General features: G+C 64.4%; 19 protein-coding genes. 11 read left to right on the top strand and 8 right to left on the bottom strand.

All coding sequences use genetic code 11. From position 1 onward, the window contains the following. Positions 1–210: 210 nt before the first annotated feature. Positions 211–1,452: an NAD(P)/FAD-dependent oxidoreductase gene (locus NFI08_RS18840; RefSeq protein ID WP_124804467.1), complete on the bottom strand. Its 1,242-nt coding sequence runs from the start codon at positions 1,450–1,452 to the stop codon at positions 211–213. Positions 1,453–1,588: 136 nt separating this feature from the next. Next, positions 1,589–2,050, bottom strand: coding sequence for a tellurite resistance TerB family protein (locus NFI08_RS18845; protein WP_261392090.1), 462 nt, complete (start codon positions 2,048–2,050; stop codon positions 1,589–1,591). Positions 2,051–2,153: 103 nt separating this feature from the next. Here NFI08_RS18845 and NFI08_RS18850 point away from each other — a divergent pair, with 103 nt between their 5' ends. Both NFI08_RS18850 and NFI08_RS18855 read left to right on the top strand, forming a co-directional pair. Continuing rightward, complete coding sequence (locus NFI08_RS18850; RefSeq protein ID WP_349591225.1) at positions 2,154–2,621, top strand: DUF3592 domain-containing protein; 468 nt, start codon at positions 2,154–2,156, stop codon at positions 2,619–2,621. A 129-nt stretch (positions 2,622–2,750) separates the two neighbouring features. Continuing rightward, positions 2,751–3,371: a TetR/AcrR family transcriptional regulator gene (locus tag NFI08_RS18855; RefSeq protein ID WP_045993008.1), complete on the top strand. Its 621-nt coding sequence runs from the start codon at positions 2,751–2,753 to the stop codon at positions 3,369–3,371. A 72-nt stretch (positions 3,372–3,443) separates the two neighbouring features. Here the strand turns inward: NFI08_RS18855 and NFI08_RS18860 are convergent, their stop codons facing one another. From NFI08_RS18860 to NFI08_RS18870, 3 genes are all read right to left on the bottom strand, one after another. After that, entirely contained in the window at positions 3,444–3,932 is a 489-nt protein-coding gene (locus tag NFI08_RS18860) for a lysozyme (protein ID WP_349591226.1), read from the bottom strand. A gap of 508 nt (positions 3,933–4,440) precedes the next feature. After that, the gene (locus NFI08_RS18865; protein ID WP_349591227.1) at positions 4,441–5,748 is read right to left on the bottom strand and encodes an ArgE/DapE family deacylase; all 1,308 of its coding nucleotides are present in this window, start codon (positions 5,746–5,748) and stop codon (positions 4,441–4,443) included. 228 nt (positions 5,749–5,976) lie between these two features. Then, on the bottom strand, positions 5,977–6,675 hold the full coding sequence (locus NFI08_RS18870; RefSeq protein ID WP_222517267.1) for a GntR family transcriptional regulator: 699 nt from the start codon (positions 6,673–6,675) through the stop codon (positions 5,977–5,979). Between the two features lie 258 nt (positions 6,676–6,933). Here NFI08_RS18870 and NFI08_RS18875 point away from each other — a divergent pair, with 258 nt between their 5' ends. The 6 genes from NFI08_RS18875 (at position 6,934) to NFI08_RS18900 (ending at position 14,889) form a co-directional block, all read left to right on the top strand. After that, positions 6,934–8,631 (top strand): ABC transporter substrate-binding protein, encoded by a 1,698-nt coding sequence (locus tag NFI08_RS18875; RefSeq protein ID WP_349591228.1) that lies wholly within the window; start codon positions 6,934–6,936, stop codon positions 8,629–8,631. A gap of 95 nt (positions 8,632–8,726) precedes the next feature. Further along, positions 8,727–9,707 (top strand): ABC transporter permease, encoded by a 981-nt coding sequence (locus NFI08_RS18880; RefSeq protein WP_045993011.1) that lies wholly within the window; start codon positions 8,727–8,729, stop codon positions 9,705–9,707. Then, a complete protein-coding gene (locus tag NFI08_RS18885; RefSeq protein ID WP_045993012.1) occupies positions 9,704–10,537 on the top strand; it encodes an ABC transporter permease in 834 nt (277 codons plus the stop codon). The genes NFI08_RS18880 and NFI08_RS18885 overlap by 4 nt, the downstream gene beginning before the upstream one ends. Positions 10,538–10,540: 3 nt before the next feature. Then, positions 10,541–12,301 carry an ABC transporter ATP-binding protein gene (locus NFI08_RS18890; RefSeq protein WP_349591229.1) on the top strand — a complete coding sequence of 587 codons (1,761 nt, stop codon included), beginning with the start codon at positions 10,541–10,543 and terminating at the stop codon, positions 12,299–12,301. Continuing rightward, entirely contained in the window at positions 12,301–13,725 is a 1,425-nt protein-coding gene (locus NFI08_RS18895) for an FAD-binding oxidoreductase (protein ID WP_349591230.1), read from the top strand. The genes NFI08_RS18890 and NFI08_RS18895 overlap by 1 nt, the downstream gene beginning before the upstream one ends. Before the next feature lie 42 nt (positions 13,726–13,767). Further along, positions 13,768–14,889: a pyridoxal phosphate-dependent aminotransferase gene (locus tag NFI08_RS18900; protein ID WP_349591231.1), complete on the top strand. Its 1,122-nt coding sequence runs from the start codon at positions 13,768–13,770 to the stop codon at positions 14,887–14,889. Between the two features lie 238 nt (positions 14,890–15,127). Here the strand turns inward: NFI08_RS18900 and NFI08_RS18905 are convergent, their stop codons facing one another. Then, the gene (locus NFI08_RS18905; RefSeq protein WP_349591232.1) at positions 15,128–15,955 is read right to left on the bottom strand and encodes a 2OG-Fe dioxygenase family protein; all 828 of its coding nucleotides are present in this window, start codon (positions 15,953–15,955) and stop codon (positions 15,128–15,130) included. Positions 15,956–16,252: 297 nt separating this feature from the next. Between NFI08_RS18905 and NFI08_RS18910 the strand changes: the two genes are divergently transcribed. From NFI08_RS18910 to NFI08_RS18920, 3 genes are all read left to right on the top strand, one after another. Next, positions 16,253–18,070, top strand: coding sequence for a putative bifunctional diguanylate cyclase/phosphodiesterase (locus tag NFI08_RS18910; protein ID WP_349591233.1), 1,818 nt, complete (start codon positions 16,253–16,255; stop codon positions 18,068–18,070). A gap of 155 nt (positions 18,071–18,225) precedes the next feature. Further along, positions 18,226–19,062: a 3-deoxy-D-manno-oct-2-ulosonate III transferase WaaZ gene (gene waaZ, locus NFI08_RS18915; protein ID WP_349591234.1), complete on the top strand. Its 837-nt coding sequence runs from the start codon at positions 18,226–18,228 to the stop codon at positions 19,060–19,062. Positions 19,063–19,280: 218 nt separating this feature from the next. Next, a complete protein-coding gene (locus NFI08_RS18920; RefSeq protein WP_349591235.1) occupies positions 19,281–20,084 on the top strand; it encodes a Wzz/FepE/Etk N-terminal domain-containing protein in 804 nt (267 codons plus the stop codon). A gap of 201 nt (positions 20,085–20,285) precedes the next feature. Here the strand turns inward: NFI08_RS18920 and NFI08_RS18925 are convergent, their stop codons facing one another. Further along, positions 20,286–21,629, bottom strand: coding sequence for a UDP-glucose dehydrogenase family protein (locus NFI08_RS18925; RefSeq protein ID WP_349591236.1), 1,344 nt, complete (start codon positions 21,627–21,629; stop codon positions 20,286–20,288). A 155-nt stretch (positions 21,630–21,784) separates the two neighbouring features. Continuing rightward, on the bottom strand, positions 21,785–22,783 hold the full coding sequence (locus NFI08_RS18930) for an NAD-dependent epimerase (RefSeq protein ID WP_349591237.1): 999 nt from the start codon (positions 22,781–22,783) through the stop codon (positions 21,785–21,787). Positions 22,784–22,854 lie beyond the last annotated feature (71 nt).

The raw sequence follows: 22,854 nt of genomic DNA on the forward strand, positions 1-22,854 counted from the left end.
TCATGACGGGGCCGATGTCTGGTCACCGACTGGCCCCAGCCTGACCAGCCCCGCCGCCGCCGACAACGGCGCTTGCACGCCGCTTCCCCATCTCTTTCGCCCTCGCTGACTGCCACGCCAGACCGCCCCTTGCAGAGGCGGCATGGCCCCGGACTACCAGCATGGGACGGCGCTAACGCACTTCCGGCATGGGCCGGCGCCAGCGCGGGATCAGAAGCGGTCCACCCTGAACGGCGCCATGTCGATGTCCGGCTGCTCGCCATCGATGACCTGCGCCAGCAGCTTGCCGGTCACCGGGCCCAGGGTGAAGCCCTGATGACCGTGGCCACAGGCCAGCCACAAGCCTGGCTGCCCGGGTACGCCACCGATCACCGGCTTCATGTCCGGGGTACAGGGTCTGGCGCCTTTCCATGGCGTGGGCTCGAGACGCTGCCCCAGCGGAAACAGCTTGCGCGCCTGCTGCTCCGCTGCCTCCAGCTGTTCCAGGTGGGCCGGCGCATCAAGGCGCTCGAGCTCGGCCCCCGTGGTCAGGCGAATCCCGCTGCTCATGGGCGCCAGCAGATAGCCTACCTCGGCGTCCATCACCCAGTGGGTCAGCCTGGCGTCATCCGACTGACCATAGTGCATGTGGTAGCCACGCTTGACGAACAGCGGGATCGACAGACCCAGGGCCTTCATCCAGTCCTGTGACCAGGGGCCCAACGCCATCACCAGCCCATCTGCCTCCAGGGTGTCGCCCGAAGTGTCGATGCGCCAGGTATCGCCCTGCCGGCGCACATCGGTGACGTCCGCCTGGATGATCTCACCGCCATCATCGGAAAATGACTTGGCGTAGGCGGCCACCAGATCACCCGGATTTGCCACCGTCCAGGGATCGAGCCAGTGGATCGCCCCGGCAAGTCCGGGCTCCAGATCCGGCTCAAGGCGCGCCAGCGCCTCGCTGTCGAGGTAGTCGAAGCGGATGCCGAAGCGCTTGGCATCCAACTCGGCCTGGGCCGCTCGCTCGCCCAGCGCCTTGCTGCTCCGATAGACCTCGAGCCAGCCTTGGCGACGTACCAGCGCGTCGGCACCGGAAGCCTCGATCATCGCCGAGTGGGCCTCCAGGCAGCCGCCTATCAGCGAGGCGTACTCCGGTACGATCTGTTCGTAACGGGCGGGCGCCGAGTTCTGCCAGTACTTGAGCAGCGTCCCGGCGCTTGCGAACATCGCGCCCGGCCGATACCGAATGTCGATCTGACGATTGGGTACCACCCGCAACAAGGTCGCCAGATCGCGCGGGAAGGCATAGGGACGCACCGCCTCGCGCTGGATGATGCCGGCGTTGCCGTAGGAGGTCTCACGACCGGGCTCACGGCGGTCGACAAGTGTGACCTGGTAGCCACGGCGCCTCAGATGCCACGCCACCGACACACCGACCATGCCGGCTCCCACTACCACCATCTTGCGCGACATCATTTCCTCCTTGTCCTATAACGCCTGCTAATGTCTGATGACAAGTGATTACCTGGACACGCCGCCCGTCGCCAGCAAAACCATGGCGGCCACGGCGTCATATGCAGAAAAACTTATTGTAACGTCAAGACTTTCGCTACACACCCTCGGCGCGATTCTGTTCGACGATGCGGGTGCGCACGAAGTCCGAGTGGCTGACGTGCAACAACTCCGCCAGGGCGCGAATACGGTGTTCCTCCAGGGCATCCTTCTCGCCGTCGGCAAACGCCAGCGCCCACATCTGCTGTACCAGCGCTACCCGGTCCTGATAGCCGGTGCGGTCACGCAACTCACGCACGAAGCGGTGATGATCCACCGCACCCTCGGCCTCTTCCCGAGCCAGTGTCATCAGCTCGTCCAGCGCTTCGTCCTCGAGTTCGAACTGTTCCTTGAGCTGGCTGCGCATCAGCTGGATCTCGCTGTCATCCAGGCGGTAGTCCGCACGAATCACCTCGCACAGCAGCACCGCCGTGGCCAGTGACAGGTCCACCCTGGACGACGCATCCTCTTGCTGCGCCACATCATTGATCCAACGCTTCAGGGACGCCATCATCGTCATCGTGTTTTCCTCGTTGTTGCGCCTTCCAGGAGGCTCATGAACCGCGCGTGACGGCGCCCCCTGCTTCGCCCTCGACATTCATGGGCTCATTCGGAATACCACCATGCCTCATCCGCTGCTGATCGTCTCCCTCGCCGCTCTGATCGGCGCCGTCATCGCCGGCGTCGGCGCGTACAAGGTCCGCGACGTCAACCGCTGGCCGACTACCGAGGCCACCGTGACCCACGCCGAGGTCCGGCTGGCGGAAGCCCAGCGCCACCAGCGCGAGCGAGACGATCAGCAAAGGCGTTACCTGGCATTGCTGCGCTTCGAAGCCACCATCGACGGTCGGCGTATTCAATCCGACAACGCGGGCTTCGATGGCGTTCCCTCCTTCACCCGACAGGAAGACGCCGATGCCTACATCGCCGACTATCCCGTAGGCAGCGTCGTGCGTGTGCGCTACTCACCGCGCAAGCCTGAGCTGATGCATCTGGGCAACGCCTCGCTGCCCTGGGGCCGCATCGGCCTGGCGGGTTTCCTGCTGGTGGCAAGCCTCGGCGCCTTTGCCCTGTTCTCGTTCAAGACCTGAATCACGCCTCACGCCCACTCGCTGTCGCCAGCCCCCGTACAACCTGGCGTTGAAACATGGATGTGTAATGCAGACTACAATCGTCCCGACAGCCTGATATCGCCCCCTCCTGGATTGATGGAAGCCACGATGACGTCCGCAGATTCATGCTCTACACCGAAGGGCGAGGCCCGCCGCCAGCGGCTGCTGGCTGCCGCCCGAGAGGTATTCCTGGACAAGGGCTACGCCGGCGCCAGCGTCAATGACATCGTCGCCCGCGCGGGCGGCTCGCTAAGCACCCTCTACAAGCTGTTCGGCAACAAGGAGGGGCTATTCACCGCGGCCCTGGAAGCCCAGGCGTCCAGTGTCTGGTGTCGACTGGGACAGGCCGGCGAGCGTCCGCCGCAAGAGGTGCTGGAGGAGCTTGCCCGAGACCTGATCGACCTGGCGCTGCCAAACGCCAACATCCGACTGATTCGTGGGATCGCCGCCGAGGCCGAGCGTGCCCCGGAGCTGGGAGCACTGTTTCTCGATCACGGCCCGGATCGTACCCGACGTGAACTGGCCGACTACCTGCGCGACCAGCATGCCCGCGGCAAGCTGGTGGTAAAGGACCCGCGCACCTCGGCCGGCTTGTTTACCGGCATGGTGCTCGGGGAATGGATGCTCGATTCGCTGGTCGGGCGCCCACCCTCGCTGACGCTGGAGGCGAGAGACCACCGTGCACGCTACGCGACCGAGCTTTTTCTGGCGGGGCATGCACCGACTTGAAGATAGGGCTGACTCCTCGCCCCACCCCGCTTCGGGCACCTCTTCTAGCGGGCTCGCCACATGAAAACCTGCTTAGATGTCAGGCCCGTAGTCACCCTCCTTGAAAATGCGCCACTCCTCGGCGCGACGCCGCTCCAGTCCTGGCATCACCTCGCCGCCAGCGTACTTCCAGGCTAGCCACGCCTGTTCAAGCGTCGCGTAGGGGGTCACGGTACGCGAATCACACAGCATGGCCACCAGTGAAGAGCTCGAAAATGCCGCCAGTCCGATATTGAAGGCCAGCAACACCAGGGCATCGAACTGGTGCTGACGAAGACCTCGCGCGCCCACCCTGGGACGACAGGCCTCGAGGCGATCGAGCACCCCAAGCTCCACGTGCTGCAGGTCCTGGCGCAACAGTGACTCCGCCCAGTTCCTGTCGATGCCGTTGGCAAACCGCGGCCACTGCTGTCGAATGATCAGATGGCCCACACCGATCGTCGCCCCCTTCTGCCAGTGGTGGATGGGCGCTCCACTCAGGTCGAGATAGGGCATCAGCCGGCAGCCCTCGGCGTTGATCAACCATCGCCGCCCTCTCGGGCTCAGGCGACCGGGCGGAGGCCTGACCTCCGCGTCGATCGCATCGTATAGCGAAACCGGTCTCGGCCCTGTACGCCTTGTCCCGCTGGCTGCGGAATTCTCCTCGGGGTCATCCTTGCTGCTTACTTGTGTTGCCATGCCACCCTCCCTGCCAATTGACGCGGGCTCTGCATGAAAGGTCGACATTCCTGAGACCGCGCGTGCAGCACCCGCCGCTCCACTCCATGGAGCAACGCCTTCAGATTGGCAGCCTGCTGACGGCAAAACCCCGACTCAGGACAACAGAAACCGAGTCGTTCGGCGGTCACAGACGAAAGTGCTCGACCCAGTCAACCTTGGCGGGTCGAGCTTGAGGCGAGAAATTTGGCGGGCTGGACTTGCGGGCGGGTCTTGCAGACAGGCCTGCGGGTCAGGCTTTCGCGATGAGCGTGCAGGCCGGGCTTGCACGGCGATCGTGAAGGCCCGGCCAGGGCTGGCCGGACCACGGGTATCACTGCGAACAGGTATCGGAAGCGACCTGGCCCTCGGCCCAGCGCCCCCAGCGATACAGAAACAGCGCGTAGGCCTTGAGGGTGTGCTGGATAGAGGCAATCTCGACCCGCTCATCGATGCCATGGATGCGTTCGGCCACGGGCCCGTAGCAGGTCCCGGCGATGCCCTGTCGATTGAGCGCGCGCAGATCCGTGGTGCAGGTCAACGCCACCGAGGGCAGATCCTCACCGGTCAGGGCACGATGGCAATCGGCCAGCAGGGCGACTCCGGGGCTGTCGGTGTCGACGTGGTGGCCCTCGGAGCGAAAACCGTGAAACTCGACGTCCAGCCCGGAGATGCCCGGGCCCAGCGAGGCGCTAGCCGCCTCGACGCAGCGCCGCACCTTTTCCATGATGTCTTCCACCCGGACTTCGGGCGCGAAGCCGATGCGCCCCTCCAGTGTCGCCCGGGACGGCACGCTGGACGCCCAGTTGCCCCCTTCGATCTTGCCGATGTTCAGGTTGAACGGGTGCTCGATCTCGTCATAGGGCGGCTCGCGCCCGGCGTTCAGTTCCGCCTCCAGTGCCTTGAGCGGCGCCACCACCGACTGGATCGCCTCGATGGCGTTGGCACCGGCGGCGGTATCCAGCACGTGGGCCGGCACCCCGTCCAGCGACACCTTGAACCACAGGGTGCCGATCTGGGCCGTGGTCAGGGTCGCCCCGAAAGGCTCGGGAATCAGCGCAAAGTCGCCGCGGCCATCTCGGGCCAGGCAGGCCAGCGCACCATGGCCGGTGCATTCTTCCTCGATCACCGTCTGCAGCGTCAGCGGAAAATCGATCTCGAGCCCTGCCCGCTTCATCGCCGCCACCGCCGTCACCATGGCGGCGATACCGGCCTTCATGTCACCGGCGCCGCGCCCGTAAAGCCAGCCATCCTCCTGCCAGGCTTCCCAGGGGGGACGAGACCACATCGACAGCGGCTCCGCCGGCACCACGTCCAGGTGGCCGTTGAAGATCAGGTGCGGCCTGGACGAGGTGCCGTTGATCACCGAGATCAGGTTGTGTCGGTCGACGCCCCTGGCCACCGGTGCCTGCTCGGCATCTGCGCCTTTCTCGGGCAGTGGTACACGCTCGACAGGCAGCCCCATGTCCAGAAGATGGCTTTCCATCACCTCAAGTACCCCGGCCTCCGCCCCCAGTACGCTGTACTCGCGCACCAGAGCGCTGGTCAGGGCAAGGGTCTCCGGCATCAAGTCGTCGCAGGCATCGAGCAGCCGCCGTTCGTTGGCGTCCAGGGCATCGGTGGATAGTTGTGGTGTCGTCATTGACGGCAAATTCCGCATGTTAAATGTGTTTTACGCTTACTAGTTATGCACCTTCGAGCACCTGCAACACAAGCCCACCGCACCCGATACAGGCTCTAGCCACCACCCTGGGCCCACCGTTCGACCAGGACTTCCGTCGCTATTCGAATCGCTATTTGAATCGGTATTTGAGTCACTGCTGGAGTCGCTAGTTCGACCACGACGTCACTCCCGACGCCGCCCACTCGTTCAGCCACGCGCCACCCCGGCGTGATCGGCCAACCGCTCGATCACCGAGTCCCTGGCCACGCCAATATGGTAGTCCACCTCGTCCCGGCAGCGCTGAGGATCACCGCTCTTCAGTGCCTCCAGCAGCCGCCAGTGGGAGGCGGCGATGCTTTCGGGGGTCTCGTGGGTACGGGTGATCAGGGTGATGCACAGCCGCAGCTCGAAGCTCAGGTCGTCGAAGGCACGTGCCAACCGGGCGTTGTCGGCCAGCTCGAACACCAGCCGATGAAAGGCCAGGTCCTCCTCGATCTTGAGCCCCTCGTCGTCACCGGCGGCGACCTCGCACAGACGACTGATCTGCCGATGCAGACGCTGCTCGGTATCCGCGTCGAAGCGCGTCATCACTCGCTCGAAGGCGTGGCGTTCCAGACCGATGCGCAGATCGAAGACGTCGCTCAGCTCGGCCACATCCAGGGTACGCACGAAGAACCCGCGCCGCGGTCGCGATACCAGCAGGCCACGGCTCTCCATCAGCCTGGCGGCCTCGCGTACCGGGGCCCGGCTGATGCCGAGCTCCGCCGCCAGTCCGGCCTCCGACAACCGCTCGCCCGGTGCGAAGCGCGAGGCCAGGATCGCCTCGGTCAAGTAGTCGACCACCTGGTCCACCAGGTTGCGCTGAACCACGAAGGGCGCGGCTGAGGGGTCCCGAGGATTGGCCATGCTCGACTCCCGTAGTTGGCCTGAAGGGTCATACCCCAGTATGACCGCATCCAGCGTCGAACAACAGTCGATTGCCGACTGTCGACAGTTTGTGCCGAGGCTGCTAGGTTCTAAAGGGCTTACGGAAATCCCCAACAACAACAGTCCCGGAGCTGGCCTCAGCGACGCGGAAGCCCAGCAACAGCGCACTGGCGGCGCTTTCTGCCCCTGGCTTCACGCACCTCTGGCAACACCTCCGGGCCACCAAGGTGCCCTGATATGACCTCGAACTCCCGCCACCCCCGCGTCGCCTTTCTGCCATCTTGCTCGCCGCTGTCCCCCTCGCCCCGGGCAAGCTCGACTCAGGCACGCGCCTCTCGCTTCAACGCCTCCCTGCTGACGCTGGGGCTCGCCGCCCTGCTGCCGCTGGCGGCCACCCCGGCGCTGGCCCAGGACGACAGCCAGGACGCCCAGCAAGAGGCCACCCAGGAACCCCAGCGTGGCGGTGTCATCGATACCATCATCCAGCCGGAGCCGCCGGGCCTGGTGCTGGGCATGATCCAGAACGCCCCCACCCGCACGGTGGCCGGCAACATCTACGAGGGCCTGCTGCGCTACTCCACCGACATGGAGCCGATGCCGCAACTGGCCAAGAGCTGGGAGATCAGCGAAGACGGCCTGACCTACACCTTCCACCTTCAGGAAAACGCCAAGTGGCATGACGGCGAGGCCTTCACCGCCGAAGACGTGGTGTTCTCCGCCGACGTATTCCACCGCGACTTGAATCCCAGCGCCCGTGCGGTGCTCGAGCACGTCGAGAGCATCGAGGCGACCGACGACCACACCGTGGTATTCACCCTGAAGAAGCCCTTCGGCCCCTTCCTGATCTCGTTCGAGGCCGGCACCTTCACCATGGTGCCCGAGCACATCTACGCCGGCACCGACTTCCGCAACAACGAGGCCAACAACCATCCCATCGGCACCGGCCCGTTCCAGTTCGACAGCTGGGACCGCGGCACCGTCATCAAGCTGACCCGCTTCGATGACTACTACGAGGAAGGCCTGCCCTACCTCGATGGCATCAACTGGCACGTCATCCCGGACGGCGCCTCCCGCGCGGTGGCCTACGAGAACGGTACCGTCGACGTGCTGCCCTACGGCACCGTGGAGAACTTCGACGTTCCCCGGCTGACCGCCATGGACAACACCTGCGTGACCGAGAAGGGCCACGAGTACTTCAGCCCCTTCGCCATGCTGTGGATGAACAATCGTGAAGGACCGACCGCCGACAAGCGCTTCCGCCAGGCGGTGATGTACGCCATGGACCGCGAGTTCGCTCGGGACGTGCTGTGGAACGGCATGGGCCAGGTACCGGCAGGGCCGTTTGGCTCCAACGCCAAGTTCAATGACCCCGACCTCGAGGGCTACAGCTACGACCCGGACAAGGCCGAGGAACTGCTCGACGAGATGGGCTACGACGGCGAGGAGGTCACCCTGCTGCCGCTGCCCTACGGTGAGACCTGGAATCGCTGGGCCGAGGCAGTACAGCAGAACCTCAAGGAGGTGGGCATCAACGTGCGCACCGAGGCCACCGACGTGGGCGGCTGGAACCAGCGCCTGGGTGAGCGCGACTTCGACCTGGCCTTCACCTACCTGTACCAGTACGGCGACCCGGCGCTCGGCATCTCGCGCACCTACCTGTCCACCAACACCGAGAAGGGCTCCCCCTGGAACAACGTCGAGGGCTACCAGAACCCCGAGGTGGATGAACTGTTCAACGCCGCCGCCACTGCCTATCCGGACAGCGAGCGTGAGCGTCTCTACCACGAGGTGCAGCAGATCCTGCTCGAGGACGCACCGCTCGGCTGGTTACTGGAGCTCGGCTTCCCGACCATCTACCGCTGCAACGTCAACAACCTGGTGACCTCGGCGGTGGGCGTCAACGACGGCTTCAAGGACGCCTGGATCGCCGACTGAGCCAAAAACGGCGATACGGCGCGGCCCACCACGGGCCGCGCCAGCCCTGATTTTGCTGCTGCCATCACCACAGGCTTACTGCCCGGGACCTCACCATGCTCTACGCCCGCCTGATCATTTCACGACTGTTGAAGGCCGCCATCGTGCTGCTGCTGATCGTCGTGTTCAACTTCGTGCTGATCCAGCTCGCCCCCGGCGACCCGGCGGCCATCCTGGCCGGGGAAGCCGGCGCCGCCGATGAAGCCTTCATCGCCCAGCTGCGCGAGCAGTTCGGGCTAGACCAGCCCATGTATGTCCAGCTGTGGCACTACGTATCCGGCATCCTGACCCTGGACTTCGGCTACTCCTACCGCCAGCAGATGCCGGTGCTGGACCTGATCCTCGACCGCCTGCCCGCGACCCTGCTGCTGACCGGCACCGCCTTCGTGCTGTCGCTGGTGCTCGGCATCCTCGCCGGCTCCATGGCCGCGATGCGCGTCAAGAAGGCCTCGGGCTCGCTGATCATGGCGCTGGCCCTGCTGTTCTACGCCACCCCGCTGTTCTGGGTGGCGCTGATGGCGGTGGTGCTGTTCTCGGTGTACCTGGACTGGCTGCCCGCCTACGGCATGTTTACCGTCGGTGCCAACCTGGAAGGCCTGGCCTACGCCCTGGACGTGGCCAAGCACCTGGTACTGCCGGCCACCACCCTGGGCCTGTTCTTCATGGCCATCTATACGCGCATGACCCGCGCCTCGATGCTCGACGCCGCCCAGCAGGACTTCGTCAAGACCGCCAAGGCCAAGGGCCTGGCGCCGAGGGTCATCCAGCGCCGCCATATCCTGCGCAACGCCCTGTTGCCGATCATCACCCTGGCGGGGCTGCAGGCCGGCCAGATGGTCGGCGGCGCCATCCTCACCGAGACGGTGTTCGCCTGGCCGGGTATCGGCCGACTGATGTACGAGGCGCTGATGCAGCGTGACTACAACCTGCTGCTCGGCATCTTCTTCTTCTCCGCCGCCCTGGTGATCCTGTTCAACATCGCCACCGACCTGGTCTATCGACTGGCCGATCCACGCATCAAGGGGGCCGCCGCATGAGTTTCTTCGCCCGTTTCGCCCAGAACCGAGGCGCCCTGGTGGGACTGATCATCCTGTGGGCGATCATCCTGATGGCCGTGCTGGCCCCGGTGCTGTTCCCCGAATCCCCCTGGCGCATGGTGCAGCGCCCCTTCCTGCCGCCGCTGGCCCAGGACGGCTTCTGGCTCGGCACCGACACCATGGGCCGCAACGTCGCCGCCGGACTGATGCACGGCGCCTGGGTATCGCTGCTGATCGGCCTGGTATCCACCGCCGTGGCGCTGGCCATCGGCGTGCCGCTGGGCGCCATCGCCGGCTACTACGGCGGCCTGGTGGACGACGCCCTGATGCGCTTCACCGAGTTCTTCCAGACCATCCCCAACTTCGCCCTGGCCATCGTGCTGGTGGCGATCATGCAACCCAGCGTGACCTCCATCGTGCTGGCCATCGCCATCGTCAGCTGGCCGCCGGTGGCCCGCCTGGTGCGCGCCGAGTTCATGTCGCTGCGCCATCGCGAATACGTCGAGGCGGCGCGCCTGGTCGGCCAGACCAACACCCAGATCATCCTGCGCCAGATCCTGCCCAACACCCTGTCGCCGATCATCGTGCTGGCCTCGCTGATGGTGGCCACCGCCATCCTGCTGGAGTCGGCGCTGTCGTTTCTCGGCCTCGGTGATCCCAACGTGATGTCCTGGGGCTACATGATCGGCGCTGCGCGCACCGTGATCCGCCAGGCCTGGTGGCTGTCGTTCTTCCCCGGCCTTGCGATCCTGTTGACCGTGCTGGCACTGAACCTGGTCGGCGAAGGGCTAGATGACGCCCTCAACCCCAAACTCGCACGGGAGCGCTGAGCCATGAACACCTTTGACAACAGCACCAGCGGCACCAGCGCTTCCACTGCATCGCGCAGCGAACCGGTGAAGGTGCCGAAGGGCGCCACCGCCGGCGATCTCTGTGGCGATCACAGCGGCGATCCCGCCCCGGAACCGATCCTGCGCATCGAGGGCCTGAGCGTGGCATTGCCCGCGGGCGCCGATCGCGAATACGCCGTGGAAGAGCTGTCCTATGAGGTCAGCCCCGGCGAGATCCTTTGCGTGGTGGGCGAATCCGGCTCCGGCAAGTCCATGGCGGCCAACACCGTCATGGGCCTTCTGCCCAAGGGCGTGCGCCCGGTGGCCGGGCGGGTGATGTTCGAGGGCGAGGACGTGCTGACCCTCGACGAGAAGCGCCACCGGGCGCTGCGCGGCAAGAAGATCGGCATGATCTTCCAGGAGCCGATGACCGCCCTCAACCCGCTGATGCGCATCGGCGACCAGATCGCTGAGGTGTTTGAGGCCCACGGCGAGCTCAAGGGCGCCGAGCGTCAGGCCCGGGCACTGGAGCTGCTCAAGGAAGTCCGCCTGCCCCAGCCCGAACGGGCCATCCGCGCCTACCCCTTCGAACTCTCCGGCGGCCAGCGTCAGCGGGTGATGATCGCCATGGCGCTGGCGCTGGAACCGAAGCTGCTGATCGCCGATGAGCCCACCACCGCGCTGGATGTCACCACCCAGGCGCAGATCCTCGAGCTGATCGCCGACCTGCAACGTCGCCACCATATGGCGGTGATGTTCATCACCCACGACTTCGGCGTGGTCGCCGAGATCGCCAACCGGGTGTGCGTGATGCGCCACGGCCGGATCGTCGAGATCGGCCGCCGCGACGAGGTACTCGACAACCCCCGTCACGACTATACCCGGGCGTTGATCGAGGCCATTCCCAGCGACGCCGCACCGCCCGAGCGCGAGCCGATGGCGCCGACGCCGATCCTCGAGGTTCGCGACCTGAATCGGGTATTCCGTTCCCGCGGCGGGCTGTTCAAGCCCTCCCGTGAGGTACGCGCCCTGGACGAGGTCAGCTTCACCCTGTCACGCGGCGAAACCATCGGCATCGTCGGCGAGTCGGGCTCCGGCAAGTCGACCCTGGGGCGCTGCGTCGTGCGTCTGGAGCGCCCCGACAGCGGCGAGATCCTGCTCGGCGGCGAAGACCTGTCCGCGCTCAAGGGCGACGCCCTGCGGCGCCAGCGCCACCGGGTGCAGATGGTGTTCCAGGACCCCTACGCCTCACTCAACCCGCGCACCCGGGTGGGCATGGCCATCGCCCAGGGCCCCATCGCCAACGGCGTGCCCCGCGAAAAGGCATTGGCCAAGGCCGACGAGCTGCTCGAACTGGTGGGGCTTGGCGGCAGCGCCGACCGCTTCCCTCATGAGTTCTCCGGCGGTCAGCGCCAGCGCATCGGCATCGCCCGTGCCCTGGCGCTGGACCCGGAGCTGATCGTTGCCGATGAAGCGGTGTCGGCGCTGGACGTATCGATCCAGGCCCAGGTGCTGGAGCTGCTCGAGGACCTGAAGCAGCGCTTCTCGCTGTCGCTTCTGTTCATCACCCACGACCTGCGCGTCGCCGCCCAGATCTGTGATCGCATCATCGTCATGCAGAAGGGCCGCATCGTCGAACAGGGCAGCGCCCAGGAGGTCTTCACCCGGCCTCAGGCCGACTACACCCGCGAACTGCTCGCCGCCATTCCCGGCCGCGACAAGACCACCGATGACAAGACCAGCAAAGAGGAGACCTCCCACTGATGGCCGTCACCTCCCAGCAACTATCGTCATCGCTTGCCACGCTGATCGAGACACTGCGCGAGCGCCTGGGCGCGGCCCAGGTGCTGACCGGCGACGACGTGGCAAGCCGCCAGGTGGACTGGCTGAGCGGGGCACCCTGTCGCGCCGCGGCCATCGTGCGGCCCGGCACCCCCGAGCAGGTAGCAGAGGTGCTCGCCCTGTGCCACCAGGCCCGCCAGCCGATCGTCACCCACGGCGGCCTGACCGGGCTGGTCCACGGCGCCGAGGCGGCCCCGGACGAGCTGGCGCTGTCACTCGAGCGTCTTGCCGCCATCGAGGAGGTCGACCCGGTGGCCGGCACCATCACCGTGCAGGCCGGCGCGCCGCTGCAGAAGGTCCAGGAGGCCGCCCGCGAGGTCGGCATGCAGTTCGCGCTCGACCTGGGCGCCCGGGGCAGCTGCAGCATCGGTGGCAATATCGCCACCAACGCCGGCGGCAACCGGGTGATCCGCTACGGCATGATGCGCCAGCAGGTGCTGGGGCTCGAGGCGGTGCTGGCCGATGGCCAGGTGATCAGCGCCATGAGCCCGATGCTCAAGAACAACGCCGGCTACGACCTCAAACAGCTATTTATCGGCAGCGAAGGCACCCTGGGCGTGGTCACCCGCGCGGTGCTCAAGCTGCAGCCGGCGCTTGGCGACACCCGCACCGCGCTGGTCGCCTGCCCCGACTTTACTTCGATGACGTCGTTGCTTACGCACCTGCGTGACAGCCTTGGCGGAAGCCTCGCCGCCTTCGAGGCCATGTGGCAGAACCACTTCGCCCTGATCACCGAACAGGAACGACACCAGCCGCCGCTGGACGCCGACGCGCCCTACTACGCCCTGGTCGAGTCCCTGGCCAACGACGAGGACCACCACCGCCAGCAGTTCGTGGCGGCACTCGAAGCGTCCGTCGAACAGGGCTGGGTGGTCGACGCCGTGATCGCCCAGTCGGAAAGCCAGCGAGACAAGCTCTGGGCGATTCGCGATGATATCGAAGGACTGGTGGAGGCGCTCTCGCCGATCATGGCCTTCGACGTCAGTCTGCCGATCGGCGAGATGCAGGACTATGTCGCCGAGGTTCAGGCACGCCTCGAGGCCAACTGGCCACAGGTGCGCCTGGCGGTGTTCGGCCATCTGGGTGACGGCAACCTGCACCTGTCGGTGGGTGTGGGCAGCGACGATCCGGACACCCGCCACGAGGTCGAGGCCTGCCTCTACGAGCCGCTGGCCCGGGTCAAGGGATCGATCTCCGCCGAGCACGGCATCGGCCTGGAAAAGCGCGACTGGCTGTCGATCTCGCGAAGCCCCGAGGAACTCGCGCTGATGGCGACGCTCAAGCGCACCCTCGATCCCCATGGCCTGCTCAACCGCCACAAGGTGGTGCCCTGGACTACCCTCTGACACGCCTCCTCCCCCTTCAAGCCAACTCCCACAGGACATCCCATGGCATCCGATACCCCCACCTTCGCCGACCACCTCTACTCCCCGGGACCAGACAACCCCTTCCCTGGCATCTGGGTGCTGAAGCGCCGTATCGGCAAGGAGATCCCCCACCGTCTGGGCTCCAACGAAGGCCTGGACATGCCCCATCGCGCCCTGCGCGAGCACTTCGGTGACGCCATGGTCGAGCACGTCTACTGCTACGGTGACTCAGAGGCTCTGGGCGTGCGCGAGCGCCTCGTCCGGCTGCACGGCTTCGACCTGGACACCCTGCTGGTAGACGCCGGCTGCGACAGCCTGCTGGCGCTGGTGCTGCGGGCCACCGCCCCCGCCGGCACCAGCGTGGTCAGCTCCGCCGGCACTTACCCCACCTTCGGCTACTTCGCCAAGGGCCAGGGCTGCCGCCTGATCGAGGTCGACTACGAGGAGACCGCCGACCACCTGGCGCCGGACATCGACGCCCTGATCGACGCCGCCCACCGCCACCACGCCCGGCTCGTCTATCTGGCCAACCCGGACAACCCCACCGGCTTCGTCCATGACGAGGCTACGGTCGTGCGGTTGCGTGACGCCCTGCCTGATGACTGCTGGCTGCTGCTGGACGAGGCCTACCACGACTTTCGCGACGACGCCACCAAGCCGAGCTTTACCCGCGCCCTGCCCGGGCTGATTCGCTGTCGCACCCTGTCCAAGGCCCACGGCCTGGCCGGGCTGCGCGTCGGCTACGCCATCGCCAAGCCCGACACCCTGTCGATGCTGATGAAGGTGCGCATCCACTACGCGGTGTCGACCCTGAGCCTGGCCGCCGCCGAGGTGGTGCTGGACCACCAGGACGAGACCGACGCCCACATCCAGGCAGTGCTGGAGCGCCGGACGCGCCTGGCCGAGCACTTCAAGGCGCTGGGCGCCGATGTGCTGGAGAGCGGTACCAACTTTATCGGCATTCGTCTGGCCGACGCGGAACTGGCCAAGCGGGTCAACGCCGACCTGCTGGACGAAGGCAAGCTGATCGCACGCCCGGCACACCCGGCCCTCGGCCATGTGCTGCGCATCACCGCCGTGGCCGACGCCCTCGAGCCCGGTCGGCTTGCCCGCCTGGAGCAGGCGGTGCGTGAAGGAGTCTGAGGCCTATGCTGAGACGATGGAGAAGTCAGTTCCCAGGCAAGGTTTCGATGGCAGGCGAGGTCTCCAAAAAAAGTACCGCCAGGCGACCGAGGTCGCCTGGCGGTAATGCTGGGGTGATGTAAGCGCCGTAGGCCCTATCGCATGCCAACATAGCAAGCGGCTGGCCCAGGCCCTTGACCCGCTCCCTCAACGTCGGTGAAACGCCACCGACACCACCTTGCCTGGTGGACGCCGACCTTCAGCTGGCGCTCTCCAGCATCGCTTCGTTCAACACCGCCTGGGGGAAGTGGCGGCGCAACATGCGATTCTGGAACTCGTCCACGAAGCATGCGTTGATGATGATGATAAAGCGCTCGAAAGGGGCGCTTGGCTCGCACTGGGTGATCGCATCGACGCTATGGAACAGGCGATCGTCACGCAGGTGCAGCACCTCCCCCGGCGCCAGCGTCACCCGGCCGACTTCCTGCTGGCCGGCCTTGTCCCGATACAGGGTGTTCACCGCCCCGCTGACGTTGTCGCGATTGAGCACCACGATGCTCAGGTACTTGCAGCCGTCGGCGTGGATGCCCTGTCCCTGCAACGGATCCACGGTGCCGTCACCACGTACACCGGTGATCTGCATCAGAATGGGCGCGCGGCGCTCGAGCCCCCAAAGCTCCGCCCAGGCCTTGACGAACGCCTTGACGTCCTCGCGCTCGGTAAACTCGGGCAACAGCGGCTCGTAGTAGCGCAGCCGATCCGCCATGCTGGCGGCGTCATTAAAGCGCCCGCCCTGGGCCATGGGACACTCGCCCAGGGTTTCGACCTCTCCCTCGTCGTTCAGGTGCAGCCAGGACATGCGCTTCCAGCGGCGATTGACGTAGGGGTCCCGCGGCAGGTCGCCGAGAAATGACTGCCAGGCGGACAGATCAATATGTGCCAGGCGCGTCTTGCTCCAGGACTGAGAAGCGACCTCCTCAAGGACAGATAAATCCCAGTACCCGGATTCAGGAATCCGGAGCCCAACGTTGATCGTCTCGATGGCGGCAAGATGCCGACCTTGTGCGACTTTTTGCGCTATTTTCATGTCATTAACCTCGGTTTTGTGCACAAACATGTGCATTTCATGGATGTTGCATATGCAACACCGAGGATCATGTGGAGCGCCCACACAGTGGTCAAATACCGCGAACGAAGAAACTTCGTTGACCAACTTGCTGCCAAAAGAGAGTATCTGCGACGTTTATTCCGATAATGGAAAAACTCATTCCGTCGTTTGGTACTCGCTGCTAGCGACAATTTGTACGACACTGCCGATATATGCGGATTCGTTACTTTTGTTCGGGCACACCCTCTGGCACACCTCGCTGCCCCTGCTCAGGAAATGACGCCATTGCACATCGGTGACAGATTCCACACACCACGCTCGACCGCTGCCGATGCCGGCAGCGGCGCAGAGAACGCCCTCCCGCTGCCGTCCCTGACGCTCAGCGACTGGCGCTTTCGTGAACTGCTGATGAGCCTTTCACGCGTCGCGGTGCAGGGGTATGACAGGGACAGGCGCGTCATCTACTGGAATGGCGCCAGTCAGGCGCTGTATGGCTACAGCGAGCAGGAAGCCCTGGGCAAGCGCCTGGAACAGCTGTTGATACCGGAGGCCATGGTGGACGCGGTGATTGATGCTCACCAGGCGTGGGTCCACCGAGGCGTGGAGATCCCCGCCGAAGAGCTCGAGCTCAAGCACCGTTCCGGCGCCAGCGTACCGGTTTTCTCCCATCACGTGATGCTGGGCCGGGAGACCGACAATCCGCTGATGTTCTGTATCGACATCGACCTGGCGGGTGAACGCAAGGCGCGTCGTGATCTGGACTACATGACGCGCTTCGACCGCCTGACCGGCCTGCCCAACCGCCACGCCTTCGAAATCGAGCTCAAGCGGACACTGGCAGAATGTCGGCGCCACAACGACAGCCTGTTGATCCTGTTTGTCGACCTCGACCACTTCAACGAGATCAACGACACCCATGGCTACGACTGCGGCGACAAGGTCATCCGTCAGGCGGCCAATCGCCTGCAGGCCTTCCGGCGCAGCGATGACCTGCTCTGCCGCTTCGGTACCGATGAGTTCGTGCTGGCCCTGCCCCAGGTGGACATGGCCACCGACGCCATACAGGTGGCAGAGCGCCTGCTGGAAAGCCTCTCCCGCCCGATGCGGGTGGACGGCCGCGAACTGAGAATCCACGCCTCGATCGGCATCAGCACCTTTCCCGACAATGGCAGCGAGGTGCAGGAACTGGTGGGCAGTGCCGACGCCGCCAAGACCCGGGCCAAACTCACCGGCCGCAACACCTACCAGTTCTTCAGCCCCGAGGCCCACGCGGCGATGGTGCGCCAGCACACCATCGCCGAACGCCTGCAGCGCCTGCTCGACCAGGACGGCGGCGGCGAGCTTGGCCTGGTCTACCAGCCCCAGGTGGCTGCCGCCAGCGGCCATATCGACTCCCTCGGGGCGCTGCTACGCTGGACGACCCGGGACGGTGAAGCCATCTCCCCCGCGGAGTTCATCCCGGTAGCCGAGCGCAGCGAACTGATCAAACGCCTGGAGAAATGGGTGCTGCACAAGGTGTGCGAGCAGCAGCGCCAATGGCGCGCCGAGGGCAGCCGCCAAGTGCGGGTGGACGTCAACGTCTCCGGGCGTCACGCGGTCATGCCCGGCATGTTCGAGGCCTTCGCCTCCTGCGTCGCGTCGTACGGACTGGGGCCTCGCGAGATCGGCATCGAGCTCACCGAGAACGTGCTGATCGAGGCCGGCCAGGACGTGCTGGACAGCCTGCGCAGACTCTACGACCAGGGTTACAAGATCGCCATCGACGACTTCGGTACCGGCTTCTCATCGATGAGCTACCTCAAGGTGCTGCCGATCACCGCGCTAAAGATCGACCGCACCTTCGTCGCCGAGTGCACCCAGGACCCCAGGGACAGGGCGATCATGGAAGCCAGCATCTTTCTTGGCCACCGCCTCGGTCTCGAGGTCGTCGCCGAAGGCGTCGAAACCGACGAGCAGCAGGCGCTATTGCAGGAAATGCGCTGCGACCTGCTTCAGGGCTTCTACTACCACCGCCCCATGGATGCCGATCTGGCGGCGAGGCTGTTGCGTGCCGACAACGGCGACGTCGTGCAAACCAGGGGCGTGAGCCATTGAAATCAACTCGCCAACGCCGCAACGGCTCCGCTACGTTTCTGGCAAAGATGATTGACATCACATCTGGCACCGTCCAAATAGAAAAACCTTTTTTACTGACGGCTTCCACAGTAGAGTAATGCGCGAATCTGTATACTCGACGAGCACTTCGCGCCATGCCAGCAGCGCCCACCTGCATCCAGAAATCCGACGTTGCCGGACAGCTTGCCCAACTTCAGCAGAATAGAAGCCGGCCAACCGCCATCATCTTTCTGTCTGGCCCGAGCGCTACCCAGGTACCCATAGAGACGCTGCGTCAACACGACGTCATCTGCGTCAACGGGTCTATTGATTACTTGCTGCTCAACGACGTTACTCCTTTCATCTATCTGGTGACCGACCACAACTTCTTCCTGAAAAGGAAGCAAGCCTTCTTCACCAACGCCGCCAGGGCCGAGAATCTGGTGGTATCTCGAGAGCTCTATGACAGAGCCTCGGCTGAGGAAAAGCAGCGACTCGCCGGCCTGGACGCCGCCGTCATCGACCGCGCCAGCAAGAGCAAGAAGGGCGGCATCAGACGCAAGCTACGCCTCGCCTGGAAGTACCGCGGCTGCCACGAAGTCGGCTACCACGCCCCCTGGCTGAAAAGGCAATCCATCATCGGTTACAGCCGTGATATCAGCCATGGCTATTTTCATTGCCGTACTGTCGCCTACGCCGCATTGCAACTGGCAGAAAGCCTTGACTACCAGACAGCTTATCTGGCCGGCTTCGACATGAACGCTGCTGCAGGCAGATTCTACGAAAGTGATAACCAGCCCAGGCTCAGGACCACCCTGGACCAGGACTACGACGTCATCGTTGCTTCGTTGACCTTCATGAAATCAGTCTCGCAAATGAAGGCCTACAATATGTCCCTGCACACTCGGATACCGTACGACGTCCTGCCCTTCGCCCGTCCTGCGACACTCCTGCCAGAACAGCGTATTGCCGATCCTGCTGTTACCCTCTGAAAGCTGACCCGGCACCTGCCCGATAGATCCGCTGTAGATCGCGCCCAATTCGAGAGCGTTGCTCCTGCCTACGACAACCCGCTTGCGCACTGCAACGGCTTCTGTATCCTCTGCAATGCACCTACCAGTGAATGACGCCATCGACTTTCTTCATCACACTGAACACTTCAGCCCCGACTCCTCGGACATGGCGAAGCGCAAGCAAGGACCCCACTGCAATGGCAAACACCCCTACCCAACCTCCGGAGCACTACTACCCAAGGCCCCCGGCGGATGACGAGATATCGCTGGTCGATATCACCCTTATCCTGGTCAGGCGCTGGAAGATGATGGCAGGGGTGTTTGTGGTCATCGTGCTGCTGGCACTCGCCTATGCAATGTCCATGACCGATAGCTACCGCTACGTGTCGATTTACAACGTGGCCGAACGCCAACCCAATGGCGGCGCCGGCGTCGGCGTACTGGAATCCCCGGAGAGCGTGGTCTCCAAGATCGACAACTACTACTTCGACGTGGTCACAAGCGAGATGCTGGAAGAAAAATCCCTCGACGAGCTGGACTTCGAGACCACCGCCAAGGCGCCGGCAAACGTGGCCTTCCTGACTCTCGCCTCGGAGGCAACCGAGGAAGACGCCGAATTGGTCACCGAGTTTCACCAGAAGCTGCTGGACACGGTAAAGTCTGATCAGGACGAGCTGCTGGCCAAGCGCCGCGACGCTCTGGAGCAGCAACTTGCCAGCACCCGCGAGAGTCTGGAGGCAGCCAAGCAGTCCACCTCCGAGAGCGCTGCCGAGCTGGTGGCCACCTACACCGCCAAGGTGGTCGACATCGAAGAAAAGCAGGCCTACCTCGCCGAAGGCAGCGTTCAGCGCGTGGCTGCCCAGAGCCAGCAGCCCGTGGGCACCGGCAAGGCCCTGATCATGGCGCTGGCCATCGTGCTAGGTGGTATGCTCGCGGTCATGGCCGCCTTCCTGGCCGAGTTTGCCGGTACAGTGCGCAAGGCGTCCGCCCACAAGGACTAAGGACCTTTCGCTGCCGCCAGGCGGACGCCAGCACCAATAGCAAAACGCCCCGAAGGCCAAGGCCTTCGGGGCGTTTTGCTTTCAGGCAACAGGCTCTGACTACTTGCCTTCGGTCGACCTGCTTTCAAGCGATCAGGCAATGCGGCTCACGCTGCCTCTCGTAATACACTTTCCGGATAGCGCCTTCACCATCAGCGTTCATTACCCAGCGCTTTCCAGCGAATCACCACGACCGACGGCGTAGTACATCAACCCGGCCTGACGCACGCTCTCGGGGTCGTAGAGGTTGCGGCCATCCACCACCACCGGCATCGACAGCTGGTCCTTGAGCCAGGGGAAGTCCAGCGAGCGGAACTCCTTCCACTCGGTGCAGATCACCAGGGCGTCGGCGCCCTTGACCGCCTGGATGCGATCCCCCGCCAACATCAGGTCATCACGCTCGCCGTAAATGCGTCGGGTCTCGCTCATGGCCTCAGGATCATAGGCCTGAACCCTGGCGCCAGCCTCCCACAGGGCCTCCATCAGCGTACGGCTGGGCGCGTCACGCATATCATCCGTATTGGGCTTGAACGACAGCCCCCAGATGGCGATGGTGCGGCCCTTGAGGTCGCCGTCGAAGGCGTTGGCCAGCTTGGCAAATAGTGTCTGCTTCTGGCGCTGGTTTACCGCTTCCACCGCCCCCAGCAGTTCGGCCTCGTAGTCCACCTCGCGGGCGGTGCGCGCCAGTGCCTGGACGTCCTTGGGAAAGCAGGAACCGCCGTAGCCACAGCCCGGGTAGATGAAGTGGTAGCCGATACGCGGGTCACTGCCGATTCCGCGGCGTACCTGTTCCACGTCGGCGCCGAGACGCTCGGCCAGATTGGCGATCTCGTTCATGAAGCTGATCTTGGTGGCCAGCATGGCGTTGGCGGCGTACTTGGTCAGCTCCGCCGCTCGCACGTCCATGAACATCAGCTTTTCCTGCAGACGGATGTAGGGCGCGTAGCACTCCCGCATCAACTGCTTGACCTTGTCCGAATCGGTGCCGACGACGATGCGTGCACCGTGGGAAAAGTCCTCGATGGCCGCGCCTTCCTTGAGAAACTCAGGGTTGGAGCAGACGTCAACGTTCAGGCTCACACCTCGCTGCTCGACCTGGGACTCCACCATCGCCTTGACCCGATCGGCGGTACCCACCGGCACGGTGGACTTGTCGACCACCACCTTGTCGTCCTGCATGTGCTCACCGATGGCCTTGGCCACCGCCAGCACGTACTGCAGATCCGCGCTGCCGTCCTCATCCGGCGGGGTGCCCACGGCGATAAACTGCAGCACACCATGGTTGACCGCCTTGGCGGTATCGGTAGTGAACTTGAGCCGCCCCGCCGACACGTTGGTCTTGACCATGGGCTCAAGGCCAGGCTCGAAGATAGGGATCTCCCCGGCTTCGAGGCGTGCAATCTTGTTCTCATCCACGTCCATGCAGATGACATCGTGACCGACGTCCGCCAGACAAGCACCTGTGACCAGGCCTACGTAGCCGGTGCCAAAAATGGTGATCTTCATCCCTTGTCACTCACTGAACATTTTGATCGGCCAAGGATAGCAATCTCGCCCTGCAAATGGCACAGGCGTTTCCTTGCCTGGGTCAAATGGGATAGCGAGAAGACCCCACAGGCACAACCTATCGCCCTTTGTCCCCCTCTTGGCCGACACATGGCTTACACCGCGTAGAACCGGCGATACCAGTCGACAAAGCGCTTGACGCCCTCTTCCACCGGCATCTGCGGGCGATACCCGGTTGCCTGATACAGCGCCTCGGTGTCTGCCCAGGTGCGCGGCACATCACCCGGCTGCATGTCCTTGTAGTGGCAGATCGCCTCTCGCCCTACCGCTTTCTCGATGGCACGAACGAAGTCCATCAGCGACACCGGACTTCCACAGCCAATGTTGTAGAGCGCGTAAGGGGCAGAGGCCGTATCGGTGGTGACCTCGGTGCTGCCACGAGGGGTCGGCACCACGTCCAGCACGCGTACGACGCCCTCGACGATATCGTCGATATAGGTGAAGTCCCTGGACATGTCGCCATGGTTGTAGACGTCCATGGGCCGACCTTCCAGTACTGCCCGGGTGAACTTGAACAGCGCCATGTCAGGACGCCCCCAGGGGCCATAGACGGTAAAGAACCTGAGCCCGGTGGTGGGCAGGTCATACAGGTGGGAGTAGGTATGGGCCATCAGCTCGTTGGCCTTCTTGGTGGCCGCATAGAGGCTGATGGGGTGATCGACATCGTCGACGGTGGCAAAGGGCACCTTGTCATTGGCCCCGTAGACCGAACTCGATGAGGCATAGACCAGGTGCTCCACCCGACCGTGACGGCAGCCCTCAAGAATGTTGAGGTGCCCCACCAGATTGGCGTCCGCGTAGGCGTGAGGATTCTCGAGCGAATAACGCACACCAGGCTGTGCGGCAAGATGAATGACTCGATCGAAGCGCTCCTGCTCGAACAACGCTGCGACCTCGGCTCGATCTGCCAGGTCGATCTTGAGGAAGCGCACATCCTCACAGCCCGCCAGGTCATCAAGGCGTGCCAGCTTGAGGGCGACATCATAGTAGTCATTGAGGTTGTCGATACCGACAATTCGATGGCCCGCACCGCTGAGCCGCTTTGCCACGGCATGGCCAATAAAGCCTGCCATACCGGTAATCAGGAGTTTCATCGCAGAGTCCTTGCCAAGTGCGCGCCCATTGTAACGCGACATCCGGCAAAACGCTGCGCGCCACATCGCGA

Origin of the sequence: Halomonas sp. EF61 (assembly GCF_040147045.1) — a bacterium.
Classification (GTDB): domain Bacteria; phylum Pseudomonadota; class Gammaproteobacteria; order Pseudomonadales; family Halomonadaceae; genus Halomonas; species Halomonas litopenaei.